Origin of the sequence: Cupriavidus sp. HPC(L) (assembly GCF_000307735.3) — a bacterium.
Classification (GTDB): domain Bacteria; phylum Pseudomonadota; class Gammaproteobacteria; order Burkholderiales; family Burkholderiaceae; genus Cupriavidus.
The window spans coordinates 42,427-62,740 of sequence record NZ_AMPR02000444.1 but is presented as its reverse complement, the minus strand read 5'-3'; the positions used below and the strand labels follow the sequence as shown (position 1 = coordinate 62,740).

The window sequence follows — 20,314 nt, the reverse complement described above, 5'->3', positions numbered from 1 at the left end:
TCAGGGATGGAATGCCTGCTCGAAAGTTGCGGTGCAGCTGTACACGCCGGCGGCCTCGACGGCCGGCGTGTACTGCGAGATTCGGTAAAGACCCTGGACCCCACCCGGAGGGGTCCAGTAGAAGGACTTGTAGCCGGCGTGCCGGTCGATGAAATCCGTAATCGCGTGGATGCGCACCACGTCGCCGACGAACTTCATCGGCCACGTCTGCTGCTTGTTGTTGATCCCGTCGGCAACGACCTGCTTGTAGCCGTCGCCGAACTGGGCGGAGCGAGTGCGCAGGGTCACATCGCCCTGCGCACTTGGCCCGGCGGCACGCCAACTGAAGGTTTCGATCGCCATTTATGCCTGCCCCATCCGCATCCTCCAGAGCAAACCGCCCTGGCGCATCTCTCGGTTCAGGCGGTCGGAAACGGCTGCATTAACCATGTCGCCCACCTGCTTTCCGAGCGCAGCATCGCCGCCGTTCACGTGAGTCTGAGAGGTTCCGTCCTGCATGTTCACCTGCGTGCTGACGTAGATGTCACCGCCGCCCACACTCGGCAGGATGCGGCCCGACTGCGCCGGCACGAACACTTCTGGGCGCTTCTCACCTACCACATAGGCCTTGCCGGCTTCGACGTCGCCACCGCCGGCCCGGAAGCCGCCGAACATAGGCGTCGGATTGCTGAACATCCCCGTGCCGGTGGCGCCAGTGGTGGACGTGTACGCTGCGGCGCTGGGGCCAGTGCTGAACGCGTTCCATGCACTTCCAGAAGTCGCCGCGGCGCCCGCGCCCGCGGCAAACAGGCTGCCGACAAAGTTGATGCCCATCTGCGCGAGTCCGGAGATCGCCGTGCGCGCCTGGATGCGCGCGAGGTCCGCGATCACGGATTTGGCGAAATCGCCGAAACTGAGCTTGCCCGTCATCGCGAACTTGACGACCGAATCCTCCAGTCCCTGGAACAGGCCGCCGAACAGCCGGCCCGTCTGGTCGGCAACGTTGGCAGCGTAGTCGCGGTAGTCGGACATGGCTGCCATCGCGCCGTACTTCCAGTCCCCTTGCTTTTCGCGGAGGGATTCGTAGTACTGGTCCAGCTGCGAGAGCGCATCCTGCTGTGCGTCGCGGATCCGGTTGATCTGGTCGACGTACAGATCGGTGCCGACCAGCCCCTTTTCGGACATGGTCTTGATCCAGTCCGTCCGGATGCGATCGAACTCGCGATACACCGCCTGCGTCGAAGCCAGCTGCTCACGCGCCAGGCTGCCCAGACCGAACACCGACAGTTGACGGTCGTACTGTTCGGCGCGCGATGCCGCGCTCTCACGGATCCGCGCCTCGATACCAATCGCCTGGGTCCGCGCCTGCTCCAGCAGTCGGTTTTGGCGCTCCTGCTCCTTCGTCGCTGCCTTCTTCGCTTCGACCTCTGCATTGGCGGCGACATTGAGCTCGAGCTGGCGCCGGATTTCCGTCTCCCGCGCCAGCAGGCTTTTCTGATCGGCCGTCAGAACCTTCTTGGTCTTGATATCAGCGATCTGCTGCTCGAACTCGGCGCGCGCCTTTTCGGCGGCCGTCAGCTTGTCCGTATCGACCAGCTGGGCGCGCAGCGCCGCTCCTGTTTGCCGCAGCTGGTCCAGGTAGCGGGTCGCGTAGTCTTCTGTGTATGCCTTGGCACGCGGCCCGCGCGGATCCTTGTACTTCTCGTTGATCAGCGCGACGCGGCGGTTGTACTCCTCCTCAGCGAGACCGAGTGTCTGCGCGTCACGCTTGAGCTGATCGATCTCGTCCTTGCGCTGCTGGGCCCGCGTGCGAGTTGCCTTCTCCTGGGCATCCAGGCGCTGCTGCGCCGCAATCTTGGCCTCGTTCGTGCGCTGGGTTTCCGCATCCTTCTGCGCCTTTGCCGCGGCGGCTTCCATCGGTGCCGCCTGCGCCTCGAGCTCGGCGAGCTGCTTGCGCAGTTGCGTCAGCGCAGCCCGGGAGCGGCCACCGAAGGCCGCCCCAGCTTGGCTGTTGGCGAACGCACCACCAGATTCGATGCTCTCGATCTGGTTCCGGATGGCGGTCATCCGTCCCTTCAAATCGTCCAGCGACGCCGCCCGGCCGATGCCGAGCATGTTGTCCCAAGCCGCTTTCGCGGCCCCGGCCACGGCACTCCAAGCGCGCTCGACGTAGCCGAGGTTGGCCTGAATTTCCTGCGCCCGCGCCTGCAGCGCGCTCGCGAACGTCTTCTGGGCCAGCGCTGCGGCTTCGTCCTTCTGCCCCTGCTCCTCCAGCGCCTTGATCTGCTCGTAGACAGCGAAGGTCAGGAAGTGATACTGCTCGTTCAGCTTGAGCGCTGCCTTGACTGGCTCTTCACCAAGCTGGACGTACTTGGCGACGGTATCGTCGATCGCGGTACCGGTGGCCTTCTTCCACTCCAGCGCTGCTGCGGCCAGGCTTTCGAATTGATCGCTGGCGACCTTGCCAGTCGATGCCAACTGGGTCAGGGCCTCAGCCGCGGCGCCCTGAGTACCGACGGTTTCGCTGATGCGCTGGGCCATGCCGGCGAGCTGGCCTGCGGTCGTGCCGGCGTAGTTGCCGGTCGCCAGCAGCGCGCGGTTGTACTCGACCGACTCCTGGTGACCGCGCTCGAACGCCAATGCCAACGCTGCCGCGGCCGCCGCGCTCAGGGAGAACGGGTTGACCAAGCCAGCGACGTAATTGCCCAAGGCGCGAGCAGCGGGTCCGATGCCGCCGAACATGTCCTTCAGCTGGCCGCCCTGTTGGACGAGGGTCAGCATCGGGCTCTGCCCGCCGGCGAGCTGGGCAACGATGTCGGTGAATTGCGCCGGCACGCCGCGCAACGCCGCGGCGGTCTGCTTCGCCGAGATGCCCAGGTTGTCGACAGAGGTTTCCGCAGCCTTCAGTCGCGCAACGAACGGCGCCGCGGCGTCCGACACACCCAGCTGCTGGGCGCGCAGCGCCGCATACTCGGCGGCGGTTTTCCCCGCGCGATCGGCTTGGCGCTCCAGCGTTTGCAGGAACCGGCGCGCCGCCGCATCCATCTTCTCGGACGCATCGCGCGCGGACTCTCCCATGCCGCGCACGGTCCGCGAGGTGTTCTGTCCCGACTTGGCCGCGGCCTGCTCGAAGTCCTGGACCGACTTCTTCGCCTCGGCGAACCCGGCCTTGATGCCCGAGACGTCGGCATCCGCCTGCAGGGTGGCCTTCCCGACTACCTCGCTCATGTCATCTCTCGCTCATCTCGTCCAGGGCCGCGTGCTCCATGACGCGGATGTCTTCGAACAGATCGGGCTGCTCAGCGGGCGGCACGCGCTGCATGCGCATGACGAATCGGAGAGCGCTGTAGTCCAGCCCGACAGGGCCGCCAACACCGACGCGCCACTGCGTCCCCATCTGCACGAAGATGCTCACGGCCGCCTCGTTGTCGGGCCAGACCTCGATGTCGTCCGGAATGACGTCGGACAGCTTCAACCCGAAGGCGCTGAGTTCATCTTCCGGCGGCGCCCGCCAATACATCCGGCGGGCCGCCTCAATCAGTTTCCCCGGCGCGCCTGAGTCAGCTGCTCCATGTAGGTATCGAGGATGGCGGTGGAGGCGTTGTGGTAGTTCCGCAGCAGTTCCTCCAGCGCCTCGCCAGTGAACGGCTGGTCGACGTCCTCCCAGCCGGCCACGATCTCCTCCAACACCTTGCGCTCTCGCGCAGGCGCATTGGCGCCGGTGTCGGCCGAGGCCTCCTCGGCAACGCGCCGGAAGAACGCCTGCGCTTCGTCGCGCGTCTTGTGCCGGAATACCAGCTTGAGCTTCGCAGCCTGCTCACCAGGGACGGCGATAGTCACCGTCGCCTTGAAGGTGGGATTGGGGGTGATCTTGAACATCAGGCACCTGCGGCGTTGTAGCGGGTCGGCTTGCCCAGCAGCGACAGCGTGACCGTGATCGCCATCGCCTCGTTCTTCGTGGTGGTCGGCATGTCCGACATCGACACGTAGGCCATGAAGTAGATGGCGTCGCCGTTCGGCAGCAGGAACCGGATCGGTCGCGGCTCCCGGTCCTCGTCGGCTTCCTTCAGCACTGCGTACTGCGGCAGCGTCGGATCATCTGCGATCGTCAGCGTGATGGAGCGCGCGCTGCGGGTCGTCGGGATCTGCTTGTCGTCGCCGGTGTCTTCCAGGAACGAGTAGGTGTAGAACTGCTGCTCGCCGCCCTGGCTCGTCGACGTCAGGGTCTGCCGGATCTCGGTCCAGGTGTTGATCTTGCGCACCGAACCGGCCCCGCTGCCGGGCGGATAGTTCAGCGTGCTGGTCGCATCGAAACCCTCCAACGCGAAGTTGTCGGCGGCGGCGCTGTCGACGCGGCCGATGCGGCCGTCCAGTCGCGTCCAGCCCGACGCGATCGTGACGATGTCGCCATCGACCAGAGTGTGGCCGGCCGCGGAAGCAACCGGCGGGGCAGCGTTGGTGATTGCCGTGACGGGCGTCGCGGCGGCCAGCGCCGAAGCGATGGCAAAGATCGAACCGTTCGGAAGGCGTACCGACATAGTTGGCTCCGTAAACGAAAAATGCCCGCGGCTGCGGGCGTTGGGTAAGCGCCCGAACGGGCGTCAACTCGAAAACCAGATGGAGAAGTCTTGCCTGGCGCCGTACCAGTTCAGCACGTCGTCATAGGTGCCCAACGCGCCGGCAAGCGTGGTGGCGAGCAGCACGGAATCCGTGCGGACGATGTCCTCCACCTGCCGGATCAGGCCGCTTGCCTCCGCGCGCCGCTTGGACCAGACCTCGATCTGGAATCGGCCGTTCTTCTTGTCGGGCACGCCGGCGAGGAATTCCAGTGGTGACCCACCGACCTGCTGGTAGACGATGAACGGCAACTGCGTGCCTTCGGGTGCCGTGTCCGGATACACCCGACCGTCAACCAGGCCGCCCAACGCCCTGACGATCTCCGCTTCCACCGTCATGCGTCATCCTTGCTGTCGCTGTTGTCGCCGCTCAGGACTTCGGCGACCTTCTCGGCCGCGCGCCGCCGCATCGCTTCGATCGCTGCCTCGGCACGATCGCCGGCGCGGCGCATGAAAGCGACGCCCGGCACACGAACCGGCGCCGCCAGCCGCTCGGTAGTCGCCATCCAACCCGTTGGGGTCTTCACGAGCTTGTTCACGCGCCAATGGCCATACTCGACGAGATGGCCGTGCGGCGCCTTGGCCGCGTTCCAGCTGACCTGATATGCCGCGCGGACATCGGTCGACTCCGACTCCGAATACACGTGGTAGATCGCGTCGCGAAGTTGCCCCGGCTTTATCTTCGTCCCGTTCGCCCTGATGACCGGCTCGCCCTTATAGACGGGAACGAGCCTGCGCGCCTCCTCGTAGAAGACCAGCGCGCCAGCTCGGGCGGTTGGCCGGACCACTTCCTTGACGAGCCGGTCCTCGATCTGGTCCAGATCCGCGGCCAGGTCACCGTCAAAATTGAACGATGTCGACATGGCGCTACTCCGCGCGCTCAGGCACGACCTGGCAAACTAAATCGACGAACCGGCGCCCAGCTTCATCCGGCAAGACCGCCTGGATACCGTAGACGATCCCGCCATAGAGGACGCGCATGGTGGCGTCCACATCAGTGCGATAGCGAATTCGGATGCTGGCGTTGACGACCGAAGCGGGCACGTCTGAGCGGACCGCCTCGAGCCCGCTCTTGTGCTTGATGTCCGCCCAAACTTGGGTGAAATCTACCCAGTCGCCCTGCACCGGCTGACCCGCGTCGTCCTGAGTTGTACCCCGGCGCTGTATCAGCACGCGTCGGTTCAAGCGACCAGCACGGACCATGTCACACTCCTGGGACGATGCGGTGAGGGCGCAGCAGAGACCGCGCGGTCAGCGGTAGCTCCACTGCGTTCGCGCCGACCACGGAGTCTTCCCGATTGGCGTAGAGATCGCCTGTCGTTTTCAGGATTGCAGCTTTGATGGCCGCATTGACAACCATTGCATTGGGTCCAGCCGTTCCCGCCTGGGCCGCTGCATTCAGGGCCTCAACGCTCTCGAACACCTGCCGACTGAGGTAGTCCAACGCCGCCTGCTCAGCGGCCGCCAGGTAAAGACCGATCAGTTCGTCCTCGACGCCTGGGTCCGCCCGGCAATGCCCCCTCGCGAGATCGAGAGACACGAGCGCCATGACTACTCCGAAGCCGAAGCGCTGTCGGAAGCGTTCCCGGCAGCATCGGCCGTGCCTTCGCCGCTGTTCTCGCCTTCCATCGATCGCGCCAACATCGCCTCAAGGTCCGCTTTCTTCGCAGTGGCCTTGTATTCGATCCCCTTGGCGCTCAGCGCTTCGCGCAGCTGCGCGACTGTGAGCCCGGAGTCCGACTCGTCCTCGATGGCGCCCAAGGCCTTGGCTCCTTGGATCAGCTCGGGCAGACACTCTTCGCCAACCTGAAATTCGCGAGGATAGATCTCCCCATCCGCCACGCCGCGGAACGCCTTGACAAGCTTCGGCATCGCCTTTCCTCTGAATAGAGAAGGGGCGACGTCGTCGCCCCTTCCTTACATCGAACGAACGGAAGCTGACCGTTAAACGGCCGCCGCCACCTTCAGAGCGCGCATCGGCTCGGGGTTGTGCACACCGCCACCAACGCGCTTCGTCGTGTAGAAAAGGACGTAGGGCTTGGCCGTGAAAGGATCACGCAGAACGCGGATGCCGACGCGATCGAAGATGGTGTAGGTCCGCTTGAAGTCGCCGAACAGGGCCGGAACCGCGTTAGCGGCCACATCCGGCATGTCGGGCACCTCGGTGACAGGGAACCCTGCCAGCGTCGCGGGCTGACCCGCAACATAGGACGGCTGCCACAGGTAGTTCCCCTGGCCGTCCTTCAGCTTGCGGACAACGCCCTGGGTCTTGCGGTTCATCGCCCACCGTGCGTTTCCCGTGAAGGCGGAGGGAAGGTCATAGATCACGTCCAGAATTCCGTCTGCCGTGATCGTCGCTGCATCGCCTCCGTTCACTGCCTTGATCGCTCCGAACGGGTGCTTCGCAGCATTGGCACCGCCGGTAACATAAGTCAGGATGCCGAACGGCTTGTTCGCCCCATCGCCGGAGAAGAAAGCCGCACCTTCCTGTTTGGCGAACTCGGTCTCGACCTCGCCAGCCAACCAGGACTCGAGGTCGATTGCCGAATCGTCCAGGATCTGCTGGGTGGCCGCCGGATTGGCATAGATTTCACCCCATCCGAAGCCTAGCGAAGCAAAGGCGCCGGTGTTCGTCTGCGGGCGAGCGGCCGTTTCACCGACCCAGCCGGACGCAGTGCCTCCCAGGTTGAACAGCTTGGTCAGACCCGCGCCGGATACCGGCGTGACCGTGGCGAGCTGACGCATCGGCGAGACGAGCACCAGCTTGTCCGTGATAGTCCGGTCCCACTCGACGGGGGTGAGATACCCGCCTTCTGCATCGGCCCCTTTATTCAGCGCCGCCTGGATGTCGCCCTTCTTGAAGTGCGCACTGAAGGCCTCGGAGTACTCCGCATCCGTCAGATGACGGCCGCCCGCACCCATCTGGGCTGCCGCCATCTTGACAGCGGCGTCGTCCACGGCCTTCTGCAGTTCGGCGACGTGCGCGTCAATCTTCTCGACCTTCGCGGTAATGTCGGCAGTCGGCAGACCAGACTTGATCGCATCGAGCTGCTTGGTGTGCTCGGCCTTGAATGCCTCGAAGGCGCGATTGACGTTCTCGACCAGCGCTTTGATTTCAGGAGAAGCGCCGCCCTCCGCGCGAACAGCCATGATGCCGCGCGGCACTCGGTTTGCTTGATGCATTTTCGTTCCCTAGAAGTTGAGGAGGTTGCTTGCGACCCAGTTGATGTCGCTGGTGCCAGCGCGCGGCGTGGCAGGTTCTCCGGCAGCGCCCGGCTTGCCGGCAAAGAGAGCTTTGAACGCCTCGCGTCGGGCGGAGCGGGTGTATCCGGCTTTCGCCATGGATGCCTCGATAACCGCCATTGCGCGGCGTTCTGCCGACGTGCCGCCCGAGCGCGATACTTCGGCGCTATCCAACAGCCCGGTCGCGAAACCGAGTTGGACAGCTTCGTCTGCCCCGATCCACGATTCCCTGTCCATCATCGCGGCCGCTTCGGCAGGACTTATTCCCGAACGCTCCGCGTAGACCTTTGCCATTGCTCCGTCGAATGGTTCCAGCACCTCTGCAGTGGCGCGCATGTCATGCCGATTTCCGATCGCCACCGCCCAGGCGTTGTGGATCATCAGGAAGGCGCCGTCTCCCATGAGGATGTCATCACCAGCCATGGCGATGACTGACGCAGCAGATGCCGCCACACCCATCACCTGGACCGTGACCTTGGCCTTGTGCTCGCGCAGCAGGTTGTAGATCGCCACTCCTTCGAAGAAGTCACCGCCTGGCGAATTGATGTTCACGGTGATCGCGCGCGATCCGATACTGCGTAGGGCGGCACTGATACGCTTGGAGGTAACACCTGTGCCGTCCCAGTTCTCGCCGATAGCGTCGTAGATGGAGATGGTCGTATCGTCGTCACCCTTGGCCGCCCGGACTTCGGGGTGCCACTTTTCGACGGCGTCAGGCCGCAGGTCGAATTGAGCGCTGTTCAGACGGTGGTCGGCCCGGATCTCAGGCAGATTCAGGAGGCTCATCGCTGGTGCCCTTCTGTGTGAGCGGGTTGCGCAGGTCGTTCGCCTGCGGATCGTCGGATTCAGGCAGGTTGGATAGCCCGCGCACTTCGTTTTGCGTCATCCACGGCTTCTGGCCGCCGGCGCCGAGCGCCTTTGCAAAGAACTCGGCCTGTTCTTTCAACGTACCGCGCAGCAACGCGCCTTCGTTGAACTTGAACTGCATCTCGTCCAGCTCGCGCTCCGACAACAGCGACCTTGCGCACGCTTCCTCCCAGGCCGTGAACCAGTCTGCCAAGGTGTACTGCACGAAGAAGATTCCCAGCTGGCCGATTCCACTGCCCCAACTGGTGTCATCCATCATCAGCAAGGGGCGCGGCACGCCCCACATGCGGGCGACCTCTTCGATCTGGTGATTTCGGTTCTCGATCTGCTGGGCGTCTGCCGCAGTGCTCGACCACTTGTTGGCCGTTGCCCCCTCTTCGAGGAGCATCCACTTCCCGGCGTTCTCTGCGCCGGAGTAGTTCTCCTCCATGGATTGCTTCATCCGGGTGTATGCGTTCTCGGAGAGCTCCTTCGGCACTTCAATAGCGCCTCCGGCCATTACGCCGGTCTGAAACGTCCGCGACGCGGCGCGCTCGGCTTGACTGGCTAGATCAAGCGCCTCACGAGCCAGACGAATCCGAGAAATGCCATCGACGCCGTCCAGAGAAAGGTCACGGAGATGGAATACCTCGCGCGCCGGCAGTGTCACGACTCCGCCATCCGGACGCGTGTAGTCGTAGACCATGTGCCACGAATCCGTCAGCCGCGGCTTGACGGACTTGCGCGCCAACGGGATCAACCGAATCGGTCGGGATCCAGACCAAACGACTCGAGCGAACGCCTGGCCGTCCAGCATGGTGTTCATCTGAATCTGGCGCTTGAACTCCAAGGGCGTCTGCCAATCATTGGGCTTAACCTTCAGCAGACGATATGCCGGATGATCCTTGGCCACCTGCATGTCCGTCCCGTTGTGAATCAGGTTCAGCGGCAAACGGCCGATGGCACCCGAGATGAGGCTAAGGCACCGAAGCACCGCCATATTGCGCAAGCGGCGGGCGCGATTGTCGTCAAGTCCATCCTGGCCACGGCGGATGTACTCGAGGAGGGCTGGATCATCCAAGCCCGTGAATGTCATGCCGGCCGGAAGCTCCGCCCGCGGTACCGAGGCTTCCGATGGGCGGCCTTGGGCCTCCCGCGTGCCCGCACGCCGGAAGAAATCGAGAACACTCATCTAGGCCTCAGAGGAAACGGATACCGCGAGATTCGTAAACGGACGACTTCTTCGCCTCGGGATTGAGCGACAACAGCTCGACGGCATTGAACAGTGCCATGAGGGGATCAATCTTCGCTGTGCCGCTGGCCTGCTTCGTGATCAAGATCGCATTTCCCTTCGGCTCGACCTTCGCGTTACCGACGCACCAGTTCATCAGCGCCGTTCCACCGTGCCAAAGCGCTCCTTCGGCAAGCTTCCGCTCTGTCGTCTTGATAGTTCCGTTGAGCTTGTATCCCTGCGAAATGCCGATTACCAGCTCCCGGGGAATCCCGACAGCTTCGAGCGCGTCCAGTACGGCTCCGATCCCACTGGGATCGACACCGATCTTGTCCAGCAGACCGGCGTCATAGATCAGTTTCACGTCCTCCGCCAGCTGCTCGACGTCCTCGCCGATCCTCTCGACGATCACTAGCTCGCCAACCTTCTGCAGATCCAGCAGCTTCGACGCTTCCGACTTGCGGCGCTCGAGCACGGTCGGATGGGCCCATGCCTTACACCAGGTTAGCCATTCTCCCGTCTCGCGGTCGCGGCCGGCGGCGGCCAAGCCCAGAAGGTCATCGAGGCCACCACCGTCGATGCCGGCGTCTATCACTTCGCAACGTCGGATCAGGTCTCGCAAGGTGAGCCCTGTGCGCGCCTGCTGCTCCCAGAAGAGGGCGCCGGCCCAACTGTTGGACCGGAGCGCCAAGCCGATCTCGACGTTTCCGTGCTTCGCCATGAAGCCGCGGAATGATTCCTCACCGCCCTCTTGAGCTTTGCGAAACTCGCGCTCGAGGAATGCCCGGTCGACCGAGTACCCCAAGTTCGGGTTAACCATCGCGAGGTTTTCCACCTTCAGGTGGTCACCTCGCTTCACCATCTCTGGCGGGTGTTCGAAGATGATCGGAACGAAGCTCTTGTCGACGATCTTGCCGTCCCGCACGTCCCGTGCGTACTGCAGCTTCTGCTTGAACACCCCTGCGGGAGGGTCATCACTCTGCGTCGTCAGGTAGATACGAATCCCTCGGGCCGCGAGGCCAGGCCACCGATCGCCTCGCGCAGCATGTTCTCCGCGTTGGCCTGCTTGCCAAACAGCCACAGCTCGTCGACCAGCGTGCCGACGCTTTTCTTCCCGCCAACCGTATTGGAGTCGGCCGCGACCACCTTCAGCGTCGCATTGCTTTCCCGATGTGTGATCGTCTTGATGTGCGTCTGCACATGCATCAGTGCGTTCAGCTCTTCGTCAACACGCTCCGAGCAGAAGTCGCGCGCCGGACCGAAGCTGTTGTTTGCGATCTCGATGGTCGGGGCCAGGATGCTGAACTCTGCGGACTGCCGCCAATTCAAAATCAGGGCCGTCATCATGATCCCGGCCGCGATGGTCGACTTCGAGTTCTTCTTCGGCAGGCAGACGAACCATTCGGTGATCAGCCGGCGCCCCGACTCGGGGTCATAGGCGCCGAAGATCGATGCAACCAGGTCGAACACCCACTCCGCGCAGGCCTCTCCGAACGTCGGGCTTCCTGGCGCGTCAACGATGCGCAGTTCCTTGAAGATGGACAGCGCCAGCTCAGCCTGATCAGGGAAGATTGGCGGCGGAATGATCGACCGCCCCGACTGCAGGCGCTCAGCCCAATCGGGACATGCAGTAGACCATTCCATATCGTCATTTCACGGCGCGCAAAGGCGGGGGCGCTGCGGCAAAGCGTCCGCTCGCCGCCTTACTCGCTGCGTCCTTCCGCTCTTCCTTCTTTCCGGTATCGCCGAGCTTCCGGTGGTAGTACGGCATCAGTTCTTTGGCAGCGAAGACGCGCAGCTTGGGCTCCGTCTCCATGTCGTTCATGACCGCCTTGAGGAAGGCTTTCGGGTCCGAGAACCGTGTAGCCTGCTCCCAGTCGAAGGAGGCAATCGCAGCTTCCTCGTCGAGCGTCTCGGGCTCACGGGCCCGCCGCTCTTCGACGGGCGCCACCTTCGGCGGCGGAGCGGTCCTCTTCGCCGCCTTGGCCTTGGTTTTCCGATTCAGGTGCGCGACAACGTCGGCGTCTTTCGCCAGGCGAGAGCCCTGAGCGGCTGCGGAGCTCGCGCTGTAGCCGGCGGCGATAGCCGCGTCCTTGTTGGATAGACCTCGCGCTTTCGCCTCGGCAAACTTCTGTTTTTTGCCGGTCAGCGCCATGTCAATTTGTGGTCCACGGTGGCTCGGATGTTAAACACCGCCCGCGTGGAAACCCCTTTCTCTTCAATGGCTTGCGCCCGCTTGTTAAAGCGGACGGGATGTTAAAGCTTTAACAAATTCCGTGCGGCGGGAAATTTTCTGCGCGTGAGGGAACGGGCGGTCTAGAAGACAGGGCTTGCCTCGACTTTTACGGTGCCCCCCATTCACTTTCGGGTTAACGAATGACCCGAAAGTGGGGTACCGAACTGACAGCCGTACTGGTCACAATGTCGCCGCCACCGTTTGGCGGCGCCATAGGAGACAACATGTCCGATGATCTGCAAAAGCGCGGGCCTGCTGACCGCAGCCGAATCAATGTCAACGAGCAATGGGAACTGCACTACTGGTCCGCACGGTTCGGCGTCACGCCGCAAGCCCTCAAGAATGCTGTCGCGAAGGTGGGTGTGATGGTGACCGACGTCCAGAAATACCTAGGCAAGTAACACGCCCCCGCCAGCCACCCGCTGGCGGGTCATCCCATCGATTCCTCACGCTGCTTGTCGCGGCTGTGGTGCATTGCACAGCAAGTCTGCCAGTTCGAGCGATCCCAGAACAGTGCCTGGTCACCACGATGCGGCTTGATGTGGTCCACCACGTTGCCGTAGGGCACGATCAGCCCCCGGGCCGCGCACTCGAGGATGGTCTCGGCCACCGAGGTAGCACCGATGCCCATCTCTCGCACGCAGTACACGCAGAATGGGTGCTCACGCAGGAAAGCCGCCCTCGCCTTTTGCCAGCGGTATCCATATCCTCGTTGGCTGCTGGTTAATCCTTCAATTCGCCAAGAGCCAGGCTGCACTGTCCGGACACTTGCCTTGGCCATTCCAACGCGAGCAGCCAGCATCCTTACCCGCCGTTGGGCCATGGATTTCCTCCACGTCAATGCAAACGGCTCTAGCCGGGCGGCACGTGGCTATACTTCCCGCACAAACCCAAAGGAGCCTAATCTTGGACGTCGTGAATTTGTACGAGAGTCTCGCGCAGCTAATTGGGCAAGTAGTACTTGTCGGCGGCGGTGCTACGTTAATCGCCTACCAAGCGTTCAAGTACTTAGCGAAGGCTTGGATAGACAACCGATTCAATGAGCGACTTGACGCACTAAAGCATGATCAAGCTAAGGAGCTGCAACGGCTTCGGATCCAAATTGACGCACTACTGAGCGGCACGCTAAAGCTCCAGGAGAGGGAATTTATGGCACTCCCCGAAGCATGGAAGCTGCTCGAGCAGACGAAGGCCAGGGTCGAATGGTTCGTTTCTCCGACATCGCAACATCCAGACTTGGATCGGATGAACTCCGATCAGCTTGAAGAGTATTTAGCGGGCAGCAAGCTCACGGGAACGCAGCGGAATGAGATCCGGAACGCGGATAACAAGCTGGACACTTATATCCGAATCGAGTTCTGGCACCGGCTATCGAAAGTCGAGAAACAGTTTTTCGAACTGCGGACCTATATGGCCTCTCAAGCGATCTTCTTCCCTGATGATCTGAAGGGAATGTATGACAGCATTATCGAAAAGCTGTGGTCCAGCATAGTGGCCAGAAGGGTTAGTCATGAGGCGGACGACCACAGCTACCATCGAAAAGCCTGGGAAGCCGCCCGAGACGAAGTCAATCCGCTCTTCAAGCAAATTGAGGCTCTTACACGGTCCCGTCTCCGGTCGCACGCATCTACCCTGCAGTAACGTAGGGCAGCAATGAAAAAGCCCGCTCGGCGTGAACCGGGCGGGCTTTGGTTGCACTTCTGCAATTTGGGAAAATTCTAGGGTCGCTGTAACAGCTTGTCAAGCCGCCTCTTCAATGACCTCGATCAAGCCGCTCGCTTCGAAGTACGGCGTGAGCCGATCGACCGCGACTGCCTCGAGCTCGCGCATGCGATCGCGCACGGTCGCGAAGGCGCGGGCATAGGTCATGTGGTTGCCGCCGAACTGATCAGCCAGCTGCCGATAGCTGATGACCAGCTTCTGGTGATTGGCGAATGCCTTGGCGATCAAGAAGTCAAGCGCGTCGCGGCTCACCGCGGTCACCGTCGGCGCCAGCCAGTCGGCCAGGTAGCGGATCGCCTCGACACGCTCCCGGCTGTAGAAGAACCGACGGCTGTACTTGTCGCCGCGCACCATCTCCTCATACTCGGCCGGGATGAAGCGAGCCCGGATCACGGCCCGCTCCGGCGCCGGCAGCTTCGAGTCGACGGCCGATACCACCATCGCGCATTGGCCGCGCACCTCGTCGGACGTCAGGCCGCTGAAATTGACCGTGCTGTCGCCTGGCTGCCCGCGCAGCTGCTCGAGCCAGTCAGATTGCGTGGCGCTCAGCCGCGGCGCGCCCTCCAGCATGCGGATCAGCGACGTGCGAAACGGCGAACCCTGCCGCGGCGGCAGCGCCATCACCATGTGCGCGACATACAGCGCCTGGCGCGTGTCGGCGAATACTGCGTTCCTCATCCCCTGATCTCCCCGTCCTGTCAAACCCATACCTGCCCTGCTGCCCTATCCCAATCTCGCCACCGCCCAGCCGATGACGATGCTCCCTGCGTACATCGCAATGTCGTCGGCACCGATCGCCTTGCAGACACCGACCCACGCTGCCACCGCCAGCACCACGATCAGCGCTCCCATCGCTTGACTCCCTGCATCCATCGCATGTATGGCAGCCTGACTCGCACGTGGAAGTGGGCCTCCGCCTTCGGCACGCTGTCCAGCTCCGCCCGGCTGGTCACGTCGCAAAGCTTGCGCACCACCGCGGCCGCCGTCGACTCGCTGTACACCGGCTCGCCCGTCCGGTGCATCAGGAAGTCCCAGAAGCCTGGCTCCCGGCACCAGATGCCGGCCAGCTTCGCCAGCGCGCCGCCCTTGACCTCGACCGTCATGCCGGCGCACCCATGCCAAACAGCGCCTGGACGATTGGATGCTGATGCGCGAGAACGAGCCCCTTCTTCAGCTTCCGCCGGATGGTGCAACGGTCGATGATCGCCTTGTAGCGCAGCGGATCCTCCTCCTTCATCCGGCGCATGCGAGCCGCCTGGCGTTCGGCTGGAGTCGTTGCCTTGGGTCTCTTGGCGTCCTTGCCTGGCACCGGCAGCCACAGAGGGGCCTTGGGGCCGCGCTCGGTCGGCAACCAGTCCGCAACGTGAGCCAGACCGTCGTCGTGGCGGTCCTTCATGAGTCGGTCGATCGCGACGCGGGATGCCCCAGTCAGCGCGGACAGCTCGTGCACCGTGCGGGCGCGGCCGTCCTTGCAGATCTCCTCGATCAGCGGCCAGATGGTGGAGCGGTACCCCCTGTACGGCTTGGGGCCCAGACCCAGTTCTGCCGCCTTCATCTGCACCGCGTCCTTCGATCGCCCCAGCTGATCGCCTATTTCCTTGAACGTCTTGGCCGGGCTATACAGCTCGCGCAGCTTCGCCTCGTCTTCTGGTGTCCAGCGCATGGTCAGGCCTCCCCCACGTTGCGCCAGGATCCAGAGATGAAGACGATGCGGCCCGCCTTCCGCTCTTGCTGCAGCAGCCGGTCGGCAGCGCGGTACGCCACATCCACCTGCCCCGGCATTCCGGCGTCGTGAAGCGCCTCCGCGATGACGCCCATGACGTTGGTCGCCGTGAAACGGCTCCGGCGCGCCATGTAGCGCCGTGCCTTGTCCAGGGCCTCAACAGGTACCACCACACCGTTGACCTTCACGATGCGGTCTCCTCCGGCGCGGCGGGCAGACGGTCGACCACGATCTCGCAAGCCGCGCTGGTCTCGAATCCGATCACCTTGTCGCTGGTGATCAGCTCGACTTTCTTCACGCGCACACCGGCGCTTGCCAGGTCCACGCCGGCAGCCTTCGCGACCGCCTCCGCGATCAGCCCTTCGATCTGCACCTGGCCCAGGGTGGCGGAGTACTGGACCTCGTTCACTTCCGATCGGTTGATTTCGATTGCGCTCACTTGATCTCCTTGATTTCGATGCCCATCACCGCCATCAGATGCCGCTTGATCCGGTATCCCTCGGTGATCTTCCCTTTCACGTCCTCGGTGACCTCACGCCCCTCGCCGTCCCGGTAGACGAAGTCCGCGACGTACCGCAGCGCCGGCCGCTTCCGGCCCTGGATCACCACCCCGGGCGCCAGCTCGTACACCACCTGCCGCCGCAGGCCGCTGATCCTGCCCTCTCGCTCCATCTCCGCCAGGTGGATGTACCGCTCCATCTCCCGCCGGCTGTCGAACTTCATGCCATTCAGCGATACACGGGTGTTTCGATACTTGCTCTTCCCTTTCGACGCAGCTCCCGGATGGTTGCCGCCAGCCGCTGCGCCTCCACCAAACCCCTGGCCTTCTCCACTGCTCGAAGCTCGTCCGTCACCCGCCAATCCGGCATCACCGCCAGCCGCCTTGCCTCGCACTCGTGCCGATACTCTTCGTCCGTTCGCATTTCCCCACTTTCCCCACATGCTGGTCATGCCGTGGCGCCTTGCTGCTGTTCCGCCGCGCGCTGCGCCATCTGCTGCGCGGTGGCCGGCTTCTCGCCCATGAAGTAGGCGAAAACCCTTTCGTACTCGAACTCGTTCATCCGGGCCGCCGCGGTCAGTTCGCGCTCGACCCACGGGCCGGGGCCCGCCGCCTTGAACACCCGGAACATGTACCGGCGGGCGTTTTCCTTGCCGTCGTACGGCAGGCCGATGCTCGCGCCCATCTGGCGGACACCTTCCGCGCTCTCCCACCAGGTCGGTGGCACCGACGAAGCGCCGGCCGGCGTGGCTTGGCCCGGCGCCTTGAGCGGGAACAACCCCGTCCACCCGCGCAGGATGCTTTCGTTGATCACGGCCACCGGGTCATGCCCCTCGCCCCGCAGGCGATCCAGCACGCGGATCGATAGCTCGGCGGCGTATGGGGTCAGCGGCGCTTTCTTTGCCTTGCGGTGGGCTTGCCAGTGAGCCCACAGATCCTCGGGAAGCCAGTCAGGAAGTTGAACCGATCCACTCGCGCGCCCCGCGCGCGCTTTGGTTTCTTCCTGTTCCTCTTTTGTTCCTCCTGTTACGGCCACCGTTTTTGGGGGGCTTTCGCTCCGTTTTTGGGGGGCTTTGCCTCCGTTTTTGGTGGGCTTCGACTCCGTTTTCGGAAGGCTTCCGTTCTTGGAAGGGTTCCGTTTTTGGTGGCCTTCCGATCCTTCACCCGCATCGGCGTCGACATCGACGTTCAGCTGGTAGACGCGGATCTGGCGCGTGGCGCCGGTGCGCTCGCCAGTGTCGGTGATCAAACCCAGCTCCTCGAGATGCTTGATCGCCGCGGTGACGGTCTTCTCATTGAGCTCGGTCATCTCCACCAGGTAGGCCATCGACGTGAAGGCGCGCAGCTGCGGCATCGCCGCGCAGTTCGCCATCCACGTCAGGACGCTCTTCGATGTGGAACGGCCGGTACGCTGTTTGCCGGCCCAGGTGACTGCCTCCCAGCTCATGCAAGGCACCTCCGGCCAGCGTGCGACAATGGCCGCCCATCAACAGAAATGGATCCACGATGCCGACTGCGAACTACGAAGATCCCGAAGCGCTCGCTTACGCCGGGCGGGTTAGCAGGCTCACCATTGAAGAGTCCACCCCGGGCCCTTTGGGCGATGACCTCATTCGGGTCACAATGGAACTCGTCCGGGACCGGGGATCGAGCCCCGACCACGCGTGTAAGCTGACCATTTCCTTTGTGATGTGTCGCGAGGGGAGAACGCTTGAGCAGCTTCAGCACGCCGCGTTTGAACACGGCCGCAAGCTCCTGCAATACAGTCCCCAACTGCGGGGCTAATCGACAACGACGGAGGCCGGCCGACTGTTCGCCAAACTGAATGCGCACGGACATGATGGTGGTGCTCATGCTGCCTCCTCTTGGCGCGCTGCCGGCACGCCGTATTGCTTCTGGCGGTACGCGGCCCACCGGTCGTAAGCACGATCCCAGAGCTCCCGTCGCTGCTCCTTGGTGAGCCGCTTTCCCTGGTCGAGCTCGGCGTGACACCAGAAGCAACCCGGTACCGTCATCCGGTCGTTCGCCTTCAGGCCTTTGCCCTTCCCGTCCCTCAGTTGATTGGAGTGCGCCGGCACCACGGTGGCCGGATCATTCCGGCAGACCCCTGGAATGCGGAGGTAGCATTGCTGTCCGTGACAAAGCATGTCGGGATGCAGCAACGGATTGATGCGAACGGCCTTGCCGTTGGCGATGACGGTTGCGAGTGCGCTCATGCTACGATCCCCGCGCAATGAACGTGGGGGGCGAAACATTGGATATTCATTCGCGCAAGGCGATTCTCGGTTCCATCCTCGCTGGCTTCGTGGGAGGGGTTGCTCTGGCTACGACGTGGCAGTTCGCCCCGCAGACGGACGGTTGGACAGTTCTTTCCGCTCTTGGAACCGTGGGCGCGACAGCCGCAGCCGTAACGATTGCTGTCTCTGATCAAATCAGGAGACACAGAGAAGGCGAAGTCCACGCGCGCATAGCGGTAGGTTCCTTGCTTCCTGAGATCGAATACATCCTCGCGGGGCTCGATGCGGCACGCACGTTCGTGCGCGACCGTCTTGGCCAGCCGGTAACCGCGACGACAGCATCCAACCTTGCCGACATCATCGAGCAGATGCAGGTTCTCCATCCGGCTCAGGCAACTGCCTTGACTGAAGTTTCGAAGGACGCGGCAATTACGTTCGCTCACGCCATCGCCAGACTCGGTCAACTGAAGCGTTCCTTGGCGCTTATAAAAGACGATTTCGCCGGCCCCCTTCTTACCGACGATCAAAGGCAAACCGAACTGAATCGTTGGATAGGCGTCATAACGTTCATTCACGACGCGCTGAACGCCGTGTACACGGACTGTGCGGAAAGACTCAAGGTCGGCCGGTCCGCGCATCCCGCGACCAACAGTCCGCAACGAGCTGCACCTTGACGACGTGGGGTTGCTGGACTGCATCAGAACAGGCTCCTCTGCGGGCTCGGCCGGCGCACCGGGCGGATCGTCCGGCCGGTCACCTTGCACGGGCGGCTCGGCCCCTGCTCCAGCTGGCCCTTCGCCCGCAGCTCGTTCACCCGGCCGCTGACCGTGTTGATCGCCAGGCCGCTCGCCTGGGCAATCTCCTGCAGCGAGTAGTCGTGCGGGAAGGCGCCGATCACGTCCATGATTTCCTGCTGGACGCGGCCCAGTTCCCCTGTGGTCTTCATCCGCTGGTAGTTGCGGATGCTCGTTTGCGCGACGGCGGTGTGCATGCGTTCCCCCTACGCGGCCTTTGCGGCCTTGTATTGCTCGGTCTTGAAGCCGGAGAGCCATTCCAGATAGGCGTCGGTGCCCGGCGGCCAGTGCGGGTTGTCGTGCTCGGTAGCGCCGCGGCGGAACGCTTCGGCGCCCTGCTCCCGGACCGCCTGGCGCGGCATCAGCTCGTGGATCATTGGCCCAGCTCCGGTACGGCGAGGGCCGCAATGCGCTCGGTCAGCGGAACCTTGCGGTCCTGGATGTCGCTGCCGTCGTCCTCGTAGACGAACAAGTAAGTGGCGGTCTTGGCGACGTAGCGCGCGAACTTGGTGCGCTTGCCGCTCGGCAGGCGGTAGACGAGGCCTTCGCTCAAATGGCGCAGGTTCATGCGACCACCCGCAGGCTGCTGTTCAGTTGCGCGGCGACGTCCTCCCGCGCCTGCGTGATCGCGCGCTCTGCCTCCGCCAGCTCGCGCTCGGCGCGCTGCAGTTCGGGCAGCGTGGCGCCATCAATTAGGTTCGCCACCGCGGACTGCGCCTCAGCAACCTCCCTCGCGATCGCGACGAGGTGTTTCGTCGCGCTCTGCGTCTCGTGCGTGTCGCCGTCCAGGCGACGCACCGTCAAACCCAGCGGCGCGAGGATGTCGTTCAGAAGCGCGATGCGCTCTTCCACCGGCAGACCGGCCAACACCGAAGGCAGGAAGTTGGCCGGCAGAAGGTTGTTGTCCTTCGAGTCGTCATCCAGCCAGCGGAAGATCCGGTCCGCGTTGACCTTCGCTCGCGTGAAGGTGTCGGTCGTCTTCGGCTCGAAGCGAATGCCCGTCGTCGCCGGGCCGTCGATCCGCTCGTGCGCCTCGACAATGACATCCGCCACCGCCTCGCGGCTCCATTGCAAAGCCTTCCGGCACGCGTTCACGTGCTCACGCACCAGGCCAATCAGTGTTTTCTGCGATCCGTTTCGCATGCCTCTTTCCCCGTTGCCTTCTAGACTCGCCTCAACAACAAAAAC

At 63.4% G+C, this 20,314-nt stretch carries 34 protein-coding genes; 3 read left to right on the top strand and 31 right to left on the bottom strand.

What is annotated here, in order from left to right; genetic code table 11:
- The 16 genes from B551_RS22055 to B551_RS21985 form a co-directional block, all read right to left on the bottom strand.
- Nucleotides 1-342, bottom strand: coding sequence for a phage tail protein (locus B551_RS22055; RefSeq protein WP_006575408.1), 342 nt, complete (start codon nt 340-342; stop codon nt 1-3).
- Nucleotides 343-3,207, bottom strand: a complete 2,865-nt coding sequence (locus B551_RS22050) for a phage tail tape measure protein (protein WP_006575409.1) — start codon at nt 3,205-3,207, stop codon at nt 343-345.
- A 1-nt stretch (nt 3,208) separates the two neighbouring features.
- Nucleotides 3,209-3,499: a DUF1799 domain-containing protein gene (locus B551_RS22045; protein ID WP_006575410.1), complete on the bottom strand. Its 291-nt coding sequence runs from the start codon at nt 3,497-3,499 to the stop codon at nt 3,209-3,211.
- 17 nt (nt 3,500-3,516) lie between these two features.
- Nucleotides 3,517-3,858, bottom strand: coding sequence for a phage tail assembly chaperone (locus tag B551_RS22040; RefSeq protein WP_006575411.1), 342 nt, complete (start codon nt 3,856-3,858; stop codon nt 3,517-3,519).
- The gene (locus B551_RS22035; protein WP_006575412.1) at nt 3,858-4,517 is read right to left on the bottom strand and encodes a phage tail protein; all 660 of its coding nucleotides are present in this window, start codon (nt 4,515-4,517) and stop codon (nt 3,858-3,860) included. Before B551_RS22035 ends, B551_RS22040 begins: the two co-directional genes overlap by 1 nt.
- Nucleotides 4,518-4,580: 63 nt before the next feature.
- Nucleotides 4,581-4,934 carry a DUF3168 domain-containing protein gene (locus tag B551_RS22030; protein WP_006575413.1) on the bottom strand — a complete coding sequence of 118 codons (354 nt, stop codon included), beginning with the start codon at nt 4,932-4,934 and terminating at the stop codon, nt 4,581-4,583.
- Entirely contained in the window at nt 4,931-5,458 is a 528-nt protein-coding gene (locus B551_RS22025; protein ID WP_006575414.1) for an HK97 gp10 family phage protein, read from the bottom strand. The genes B551_RS22030 and B551_RS22025 overlap by 4 nt, the downstream gene beginning before the upstream one ends.
- Before the next feature lie 4 nt (nt 5,459-5,462).
- Nucleotides 5,463-5,798: a phage head closure protein gene (locus tag B551_RS22020; protein WP_006575415.1), complete on the bottom strand. Its 336-nt coding sequence runs from the start codon at nt 5,796-5,798 to the stop codon at nt 5,463-5,465.
- Between the two features lies 1 nt (nt 5,799).
- Nucleotides 5,800-6,144, bottom strand: a complete 345-nt coding sequence (locus B551_RS22015; protein WP_006575416.1) for a head-tail connector protein — start codon at nt 6,142-6,144, stop codon at nt 5,800-5,802.
- Between the two features lie 2 nt (nt 6,145-6,146).
- Entirely contained in the window at nt 6,147-6,467 is a 321-nt protein-coding gene (locus B551_RS22010) for a HeH/LEM domain-containing protein (protein ID WP_006575417.1), read from the bottom strand.
- A gap of 72 nt (nt 6,468-6,539) precedes the next feature.
- Complete coding sequence (locus tag B551_RS22005; protein WP_043442101.1) at nt 6,540-7,778, bottom strand: phage major capsid protein; 1,239 nt, start codon at nt 7,776-7,778, stop codon at nt 6,540-6,542.
- Nucleotides 7,779-7,787: 9 nt separating this feature from the next.
- A complete protein-coding gene (locus B551_RS22000) occupies nt 7,788-8,624 on the bottom strand; it encodes a head maturation protease, ClpP-related (protein ID WP_006575419.1) in 837 nt (278 codons plus the stop codon).
- Complete coding sequence (locus B551_RS21995) at nt 8,602-9,876, bottom strand: phage portal protein (RefSeq protein WP_023265031.1); 1,275 nt, start codon at nt 9,874-9,876, stop codon at nt 8,602-8,604. The genes B551_RS22000 and B551_RS21995 overlap by 23 nt, the downstream gene beginning before the upstream one ends.
- A gap of 7 nt (nt 9,877-9,883) precedes the next feature.
- The gene (locus tag B551_RS27380; RefSeq protein ID WP_006575421.1) at nt 9,884-10,873 is read right to left on the bottom strand and encodes a terminase TerL endonuclease subunit; all 990 of its coding nucleotides are present in this window, start codon (nt 10,871-10,873) and stop codon (nt 9,884-9,886) included.
- A gap of 29 nt (nt 10,874-10,902) precedes the next feature.
- A complete protein-coding gene (locus tag B551_RS27375; protein ID WP_371259336.1) occupies nt 10,903-11,559 on the bottom strand; it encodes a terminase large subunit domain-containing protein in 657 nt (218 codons plus the stop codon).
- 4 nt (nt 11,560-11,563) lie between these two features.
- Complete coding sequence (locus B551_RS21985; protein ID WP_006575423.1) at nt 11,564-12,070, bottom strand: terminase small subunit; 507 nt, start codon at nt 12,068-12,070, stop codon at nt 11,564-11,566.
- A 305-nt stretch (nt 12,071-12,375) separates the two neighbouring features.
- On the opposite strand from B551_RS21985, the gene B551_RS25820 reads away from it, so the two are divergent.
- Nucleotides 12,376-12,552, top strand: a complete 177-nt coding sequence (locus B551_RS25820; protein WP_006575424.1) for a DUF3606 domain-containing protein — start codon at nt 12,376-12,378, stop codon at nt 12,550-12,552.
- A 29-nt stretch (nt 12,553-12,581) separates the two neighbouring features.
- Here the strand turns inward: B551_RS25820 and B551_RS27190 are convergent, their stop codons facing one another.
- Nucleotides 12,582-12,800: an HNH endonuclease signature motif containing protein gene (locus B551_RS27190; RefSeq protein WP_253281401.1), complete on the bottom strand. Its 219-nt coding sequence runs from the start codon at nt 12,798-12,800 to the stop codon at nt 12,582-12,584.
- 257 nt (nt 12,801-13,057) lie between these two features.
- On the opposite strand from B551_RS27190, the gene B551_RS21975 reads away from it, so the two are divergent.
- Entirely contained in the window at nt 13,058-13,792 is a 735-nt protein-coding gene (locus tag B551_RS21975; protein ID WP_006575426.1) for a hypothetical protein, read from the top strand.
- A gap of 99 nt (nt 13,793-13,891) precedes the next feature.
- Here B551_RS21975 and B551_RS21970 read toward each other — a convergent pair whose 3' ends face one another.
- From B551_RS21970 to B551_RS21930, 10 genes are read right to left on the bottom strand one after another with little or no spacing between them, the layout of a single operon-like run.
- The gene (locus B551_RS21970) at nt 13,892-14,551 is read right to left on the bottom strand and encodes a hypothetical protein (RefSeq protein WP_006575427.1); all 660 of its coding nucleotides are present in this window, start codon (nt 14,549-14,551) and stop codon (nt 13,892-13,894) included.
- Between the two features lie 45 nt (nt 14,552-14,596).
- On the bottom strand, nt 14,597-14,725 hold the full coding sequence (locus B551_RS27295) for a hypothetical protein (RefSeq protein WP_023265027.1): 129 nt from the start codon (nt 14,723-14,725) through the stop codon (nt 14,597-14,599).
- Nucleotides 14,713-14,976 carry a hypothetical protein gene (locus tag B551_RS21965; RefSeq protein WP_006575428.1) on the bottom strand — a complete coding sequence of 88 codons (264 nt, stop codon included), beginning with the start codon at nt 14,974-14,976 and terminating at the stop codon, nt 14,713-14,715. Before B551_RS21965 ends, B551_RS27295 begins: the two co-directional genes overlap by 13 nt.
- Nucleotides 14,973-15,536, bottom strand: coding sequence for a hypothetical protein (locus tag B551_RS21960; protein ID WP_006575429.1), 564 nt, complete (start codon nt 15,534-15,536; stop codon nt 14,973-14,975). Before B551_RS21960 ends, B551_RS21965 begins: the two co-directional genes overlap by 4 nt.
- A 2-nt stretch (nt 15,537-15,538) precedes the next feature.
- Nucleotides 15,539-15,784, bottom strand: a complete 246-nt coding sequence (locus B551_RS21955) for a hypothetical protein (protein WP_043442097.1) — start codon at nt 15,782-15,784, stop codon at nt 15,539-15,541.
- Complete coding sequence (locus B551_RS21950; RefSeq protein ID WP_006575430.1) at nt 15,781-16,035, bottom strand: hypothetical protein; 255 nt, start codon at nt 16,033-16,035, stop codon at nt 15,781-15,783. The genes B551_RS21955 and B551_RS21950 overlap by 4 nt, the downstream gene beginning before the upstream one ends.
- Nucleotides 16,032-16,538 (bottom strand): DUF1064 domain-containing protein, encoded by a 507-nt coding sequence (locus B551_RS27290; protein WP_216599709.1) that lies wholly within the window; start codon nt 16,536-16,538, stop codon nt 16,032-16,034. The genes B551_RS21950 and B551_RS27290 overlap by 4 nt, the downstream gene beginning before the upstream one ends.
- A 5-nt stretch (nt 16,539-16,543) precedes the next feature.
- Complete coding sequence (locus B551_RS21940) at nt 16,544-17,542, bottom strand: hypothetical protein (RefSeq protein ID WP_043442094.1); 999 nt, start codon at nt 17,540-17,542, stop codon at nt 16,544-16,546.
- Nucleotides 17,539-17,949: a hypothetical protein gene (locus tag B551_RS26290; RefSeq protein ID WP_157072074.1), complete on the bottom strand. Its 411-nt coding sequence runs from the start codon at nt 17,947-17,949 to the stop codon at nt 17,539-17,541. The genes B551_RS21940 and B551_RS26290 overlap by 4 nt, the downstream gene beginning before the upstream one ends.
- Nucleotides 17,946-18,311, bottom strand: a complete 366-nt coding sequence (locus tag B551_RS21930; protein WP_006575434.1) for a nuclease domain-containing protein — start codon at nt 18,309-18,311, stop codon at nt 17,946-17,948. Before B551_RS21930 ends, B551_RS26290 begins: the two co-directional genes overlap by 4 nt.
- A 17-nt stretch (nt 18,312-18,328) precedes the next feature.
- Between B551_RS21930 and B551_RS21925 the strand changes: the two genes are divergently transcribed.
- Nucleotides 18,329-19,006: a hypothetical protein gene (locus B551_RS21925; RefSeq protein WP_006575435.1), complete on the top strand. Its 678-nt coding sequence runs from the start codon at nt 18,329-18,331 to the stop codon at nt 19,004-19,006.
- A 23-nt stretch (nt 19,007-19,029) separates the two neighbouring features.
- Here B551_RS21925 and B551_RS21920 read toward each other — a convergent pair whose 3' ends face one another.
- From B551_RS21920 to B551_RS21910, 4 genes are read right to left on the bottom strand one after another with little or no spacing between them, the layout of a single operon-like run.
- Nucleotides 19,030-19,323: a helix-turn-helix domain-containing protein gene (locus tag B551_RS21920; RefSeq protein ID WP_006575436.1), complete on the bottom strand. Its 294-nt coding sequence runs from the start codon at nt 19,321-19,323 to the stop codon at nt 19,030-19,032.
- A 9-nt stretch (nt 19,324-19,332) separates the two neighbouring features.
- Nucleotides 19,333-19,503 carry a hypothetical protein gene (locus B551_RS26285; protein ID WP_023265024.1) on the bottom strand — a complete coding sequence of 57 codons (171 nt, stop codon included), beginning with the start codon at nt 19,501-19,503 and terminating at the stop codon, nt 19,333-19,335.
- Nucleotides 19,500-19,694, bottom strand: coding sequence for a hypothetical protein (locus tag B551_RS21915; protein WP_006575437.1), 195 nt, complete (start codon nt 19,692-19,694; stop codon nt 19,500-19,502). Before B551_RS21915 ends, B551_RS26285 begins: the two co-directional genes overlap by 4 nt.
- The gene (locus tag B551_RS21910; RefSeq protein WP_023265023.1) at nt 19,691-20,269 is read right to left on the bottom strand and encodes a toxin YdaT family protein; all 579 of its coding nucleotides are present in this window, start codon (nt 20,267-20,269) and stop codon (nt 19,691-19,693) included. Before B551_RS21910 ends, B551_RS21915 begins: the two co-directional genes overlap by 4 nt.
- Between the last annotated feature and the right edge of the window lie 45 nt (nt 20,270-20,314).

Coding starts and splice junctions, on each gene's coding strand:
- B551_RS22055 (WP_006575408.1), bottom strand. CDS start 342: ATGGCGATCGAAACCTTCAGTTGGCGTGCCGCCGGGCCAAGTGCGCAG.
- B551_RS22050 (WP_006575409.1), bottom strand. CDS start 3,207: ATGAGCGAGGTAGTCGGGAAGGCCACCCTGCAGGCGGATGCCGACGTC.
- B551_RS22045 (WP_006575410.1), bottom strand. CDS start 3,499: ATGTATTGGCGGGCGCCGCCGGAAGATGAACTCAGCGCCTTCGGGTTG.
- B551_RS22040 (WP_006575411.1), bottom strand. CDS start 3,858: ATGTTCAAGATCACCCCCAATCCCACCTTCAAGGCGACGGTGACTATC.
- B551_RS22035 (WP_006575412.1), bottom strand. CDS start 4,517: ATGTCGGTACGCCTTCCGAACGGTTCGATCTTTGCCATCGCTTCGGCG.
- B551_RS22030 (WP_006575413.1), bottom strand. CDS start 4,934: ATGACGGTGGAAGCGGAGATCGTCAGGGCGTTGGGCGGCCTGGTTGAC.
- B551_RS22025 (WP_006575414.1), bottom strand. CDS start 5,458: ATGTCGACATCGTTCAATTTTGACGGTGACCTGGCCGCGGATCTGGAC.
- B551_RS22020 (WP_006575415.1), bottom strand. CDS start 5,798: ATGGTCCGTGCTGGTCGCTTGAACCGACGCGTGCTGATACAGCGCCGG.
- B551_RS22015 (WP_006575416.1), bottom strand. CDS start 6,144: ATGGCGCTCGTGTCTCTCGATCTCGCGAGGGGGCATTGCCGGGCGGAC.
- B551_RS22010 (WP_006575417.1), bottom strand. CDS start 6,467: ATGCCGAAGCTTGTCAAGGCGTTCCGCGGCGTGGCGGATGGGGAGATC.
- B551_RS22005 (WP_043442101.1), bottom strand. CDS start 7,778: ATGCATCAAGCAAACCGAGTGCCGCGCGGCATCATGGCTGTTCGCGCG.
- B551_RS22000 (WP_006575419.1), bottom strand. CDS start 8,624: ATGAGCCTCCTGAATCTGCCTGAGATCCGGGCCGACCACCGTCTGAAC.
- B551_RS21995 (WP_023265031.1), bottom strand. CDS start 9,876: ATGAGTGTTCTCGATTTCTTCCGGCGTGCGGGCACGCGGGAGGCCCAA.
- B551_RS27375 (WP_371259336.1), bottom strand. CDS start 11,559: ATGGAATGGTCTACTGCATGTCCCGATTGGGCTGAGCGCCTGCAGTCG.
- B551_RS21985 (WP_006575423.1), bottom strand. CDS start 12,070: ATGGCGCTGACCGGCAAAAAACAGAAGTTTGCCGAGGCGAAAGCGCGA.
- B551_RS25820 (WP_006575424.1), top strand. CDS start 12,376: ATGTCCGATGATCTGCAAAAGCGCGGGCCTGCTGACCGCAGCCGAATC.
- B551_RS21970 (WP_006575427.1), bottom strand. CDS start 14,551: ATGAGGAACGCAGTATTCGCCGACACGCGCCAGGCGCTGTATGTCGCG.
- B551_RS27295 (WP_023265027.1), bottom strand. CDS start 14,725: ATGGGAGCGCTGATCGTGGTGCTGGCGGTGGCAGCGTGGGTCGGTGTC.
- B551_RS21965 (WP_006575428.1), bottom strand. CDS start 14,976: ATGACGGTCGAGGTCAAGGGCGGCGCGCTGGCGAAGCTGGCCGGCATC.
- B551_RS21960 (WP_006575429.1), bottom strand. CDS start 15,536: ATGCGCTGGACACCAGAAGACGAGGCGAAGCTGCGCGAGCTGTATAGC.
- B551_RS27290 (WP_216599709.1), bottom strand. CDS start 16,538: ATGTGGGGAAAGTGGGGAAATGCGAACGGACGAAGAGTATCGGCACGA.
- B551_RS21940 (WP_043442094.1), bottom strand. CDS start 17,542: ATGAGCTGGGAGGCAGTCACCTGGGCCGGCAAACAGCGTACCGGCCGT.
- B551_RS26290 (WP_157072074.1), bottom strand. CDS start 17,949: ATGAGCACCACCATCATGTCCGTGCGCATTCAGTTTGGCGAACAGTCG.
- B551_RS21930 (WP_006575434.1), bottom strand. CDS start 18,311: ATGAGCGCACTCGCAACCGTCATCGCCAACGGCAAGGCCGTTCGCATC.
- B551_RS21925 (WP_006575435.1), top strand. CDS start 18,329: ATGAACGTGGGGGGCGAAACATTGGATATTCATTCGCGCAAGGCGATT.
- B551_RS21920 (WP_006575436.1), bottom strand. CDS start 19,323: ATGCACACCGCCGTCGCGCAAACGAGCATCCGCAACTACCAGCGGATG.
- B551_RS26285 (WP_023265024.1), bottom strand. CDS start 19,503: ATGATCCACGAGCTGATGCCGCGCCAGGCGGTCCGGGAGCAGGGCGCC.
- B551_RS21915 (WP_006575437.1), bottom strand. CDS start 19,694: ATGAACCTGCGCCATTTGAGCGAAGGCCTCGTCTACCGCCTGCCGAGC.
- B551_RS21910 (WP_023265023.1), bottom strand. CDS start 20,269: ATGCGAAACGGATCGCAGAAAACACTGATTGGCCTGGTGCGTGAGCAC.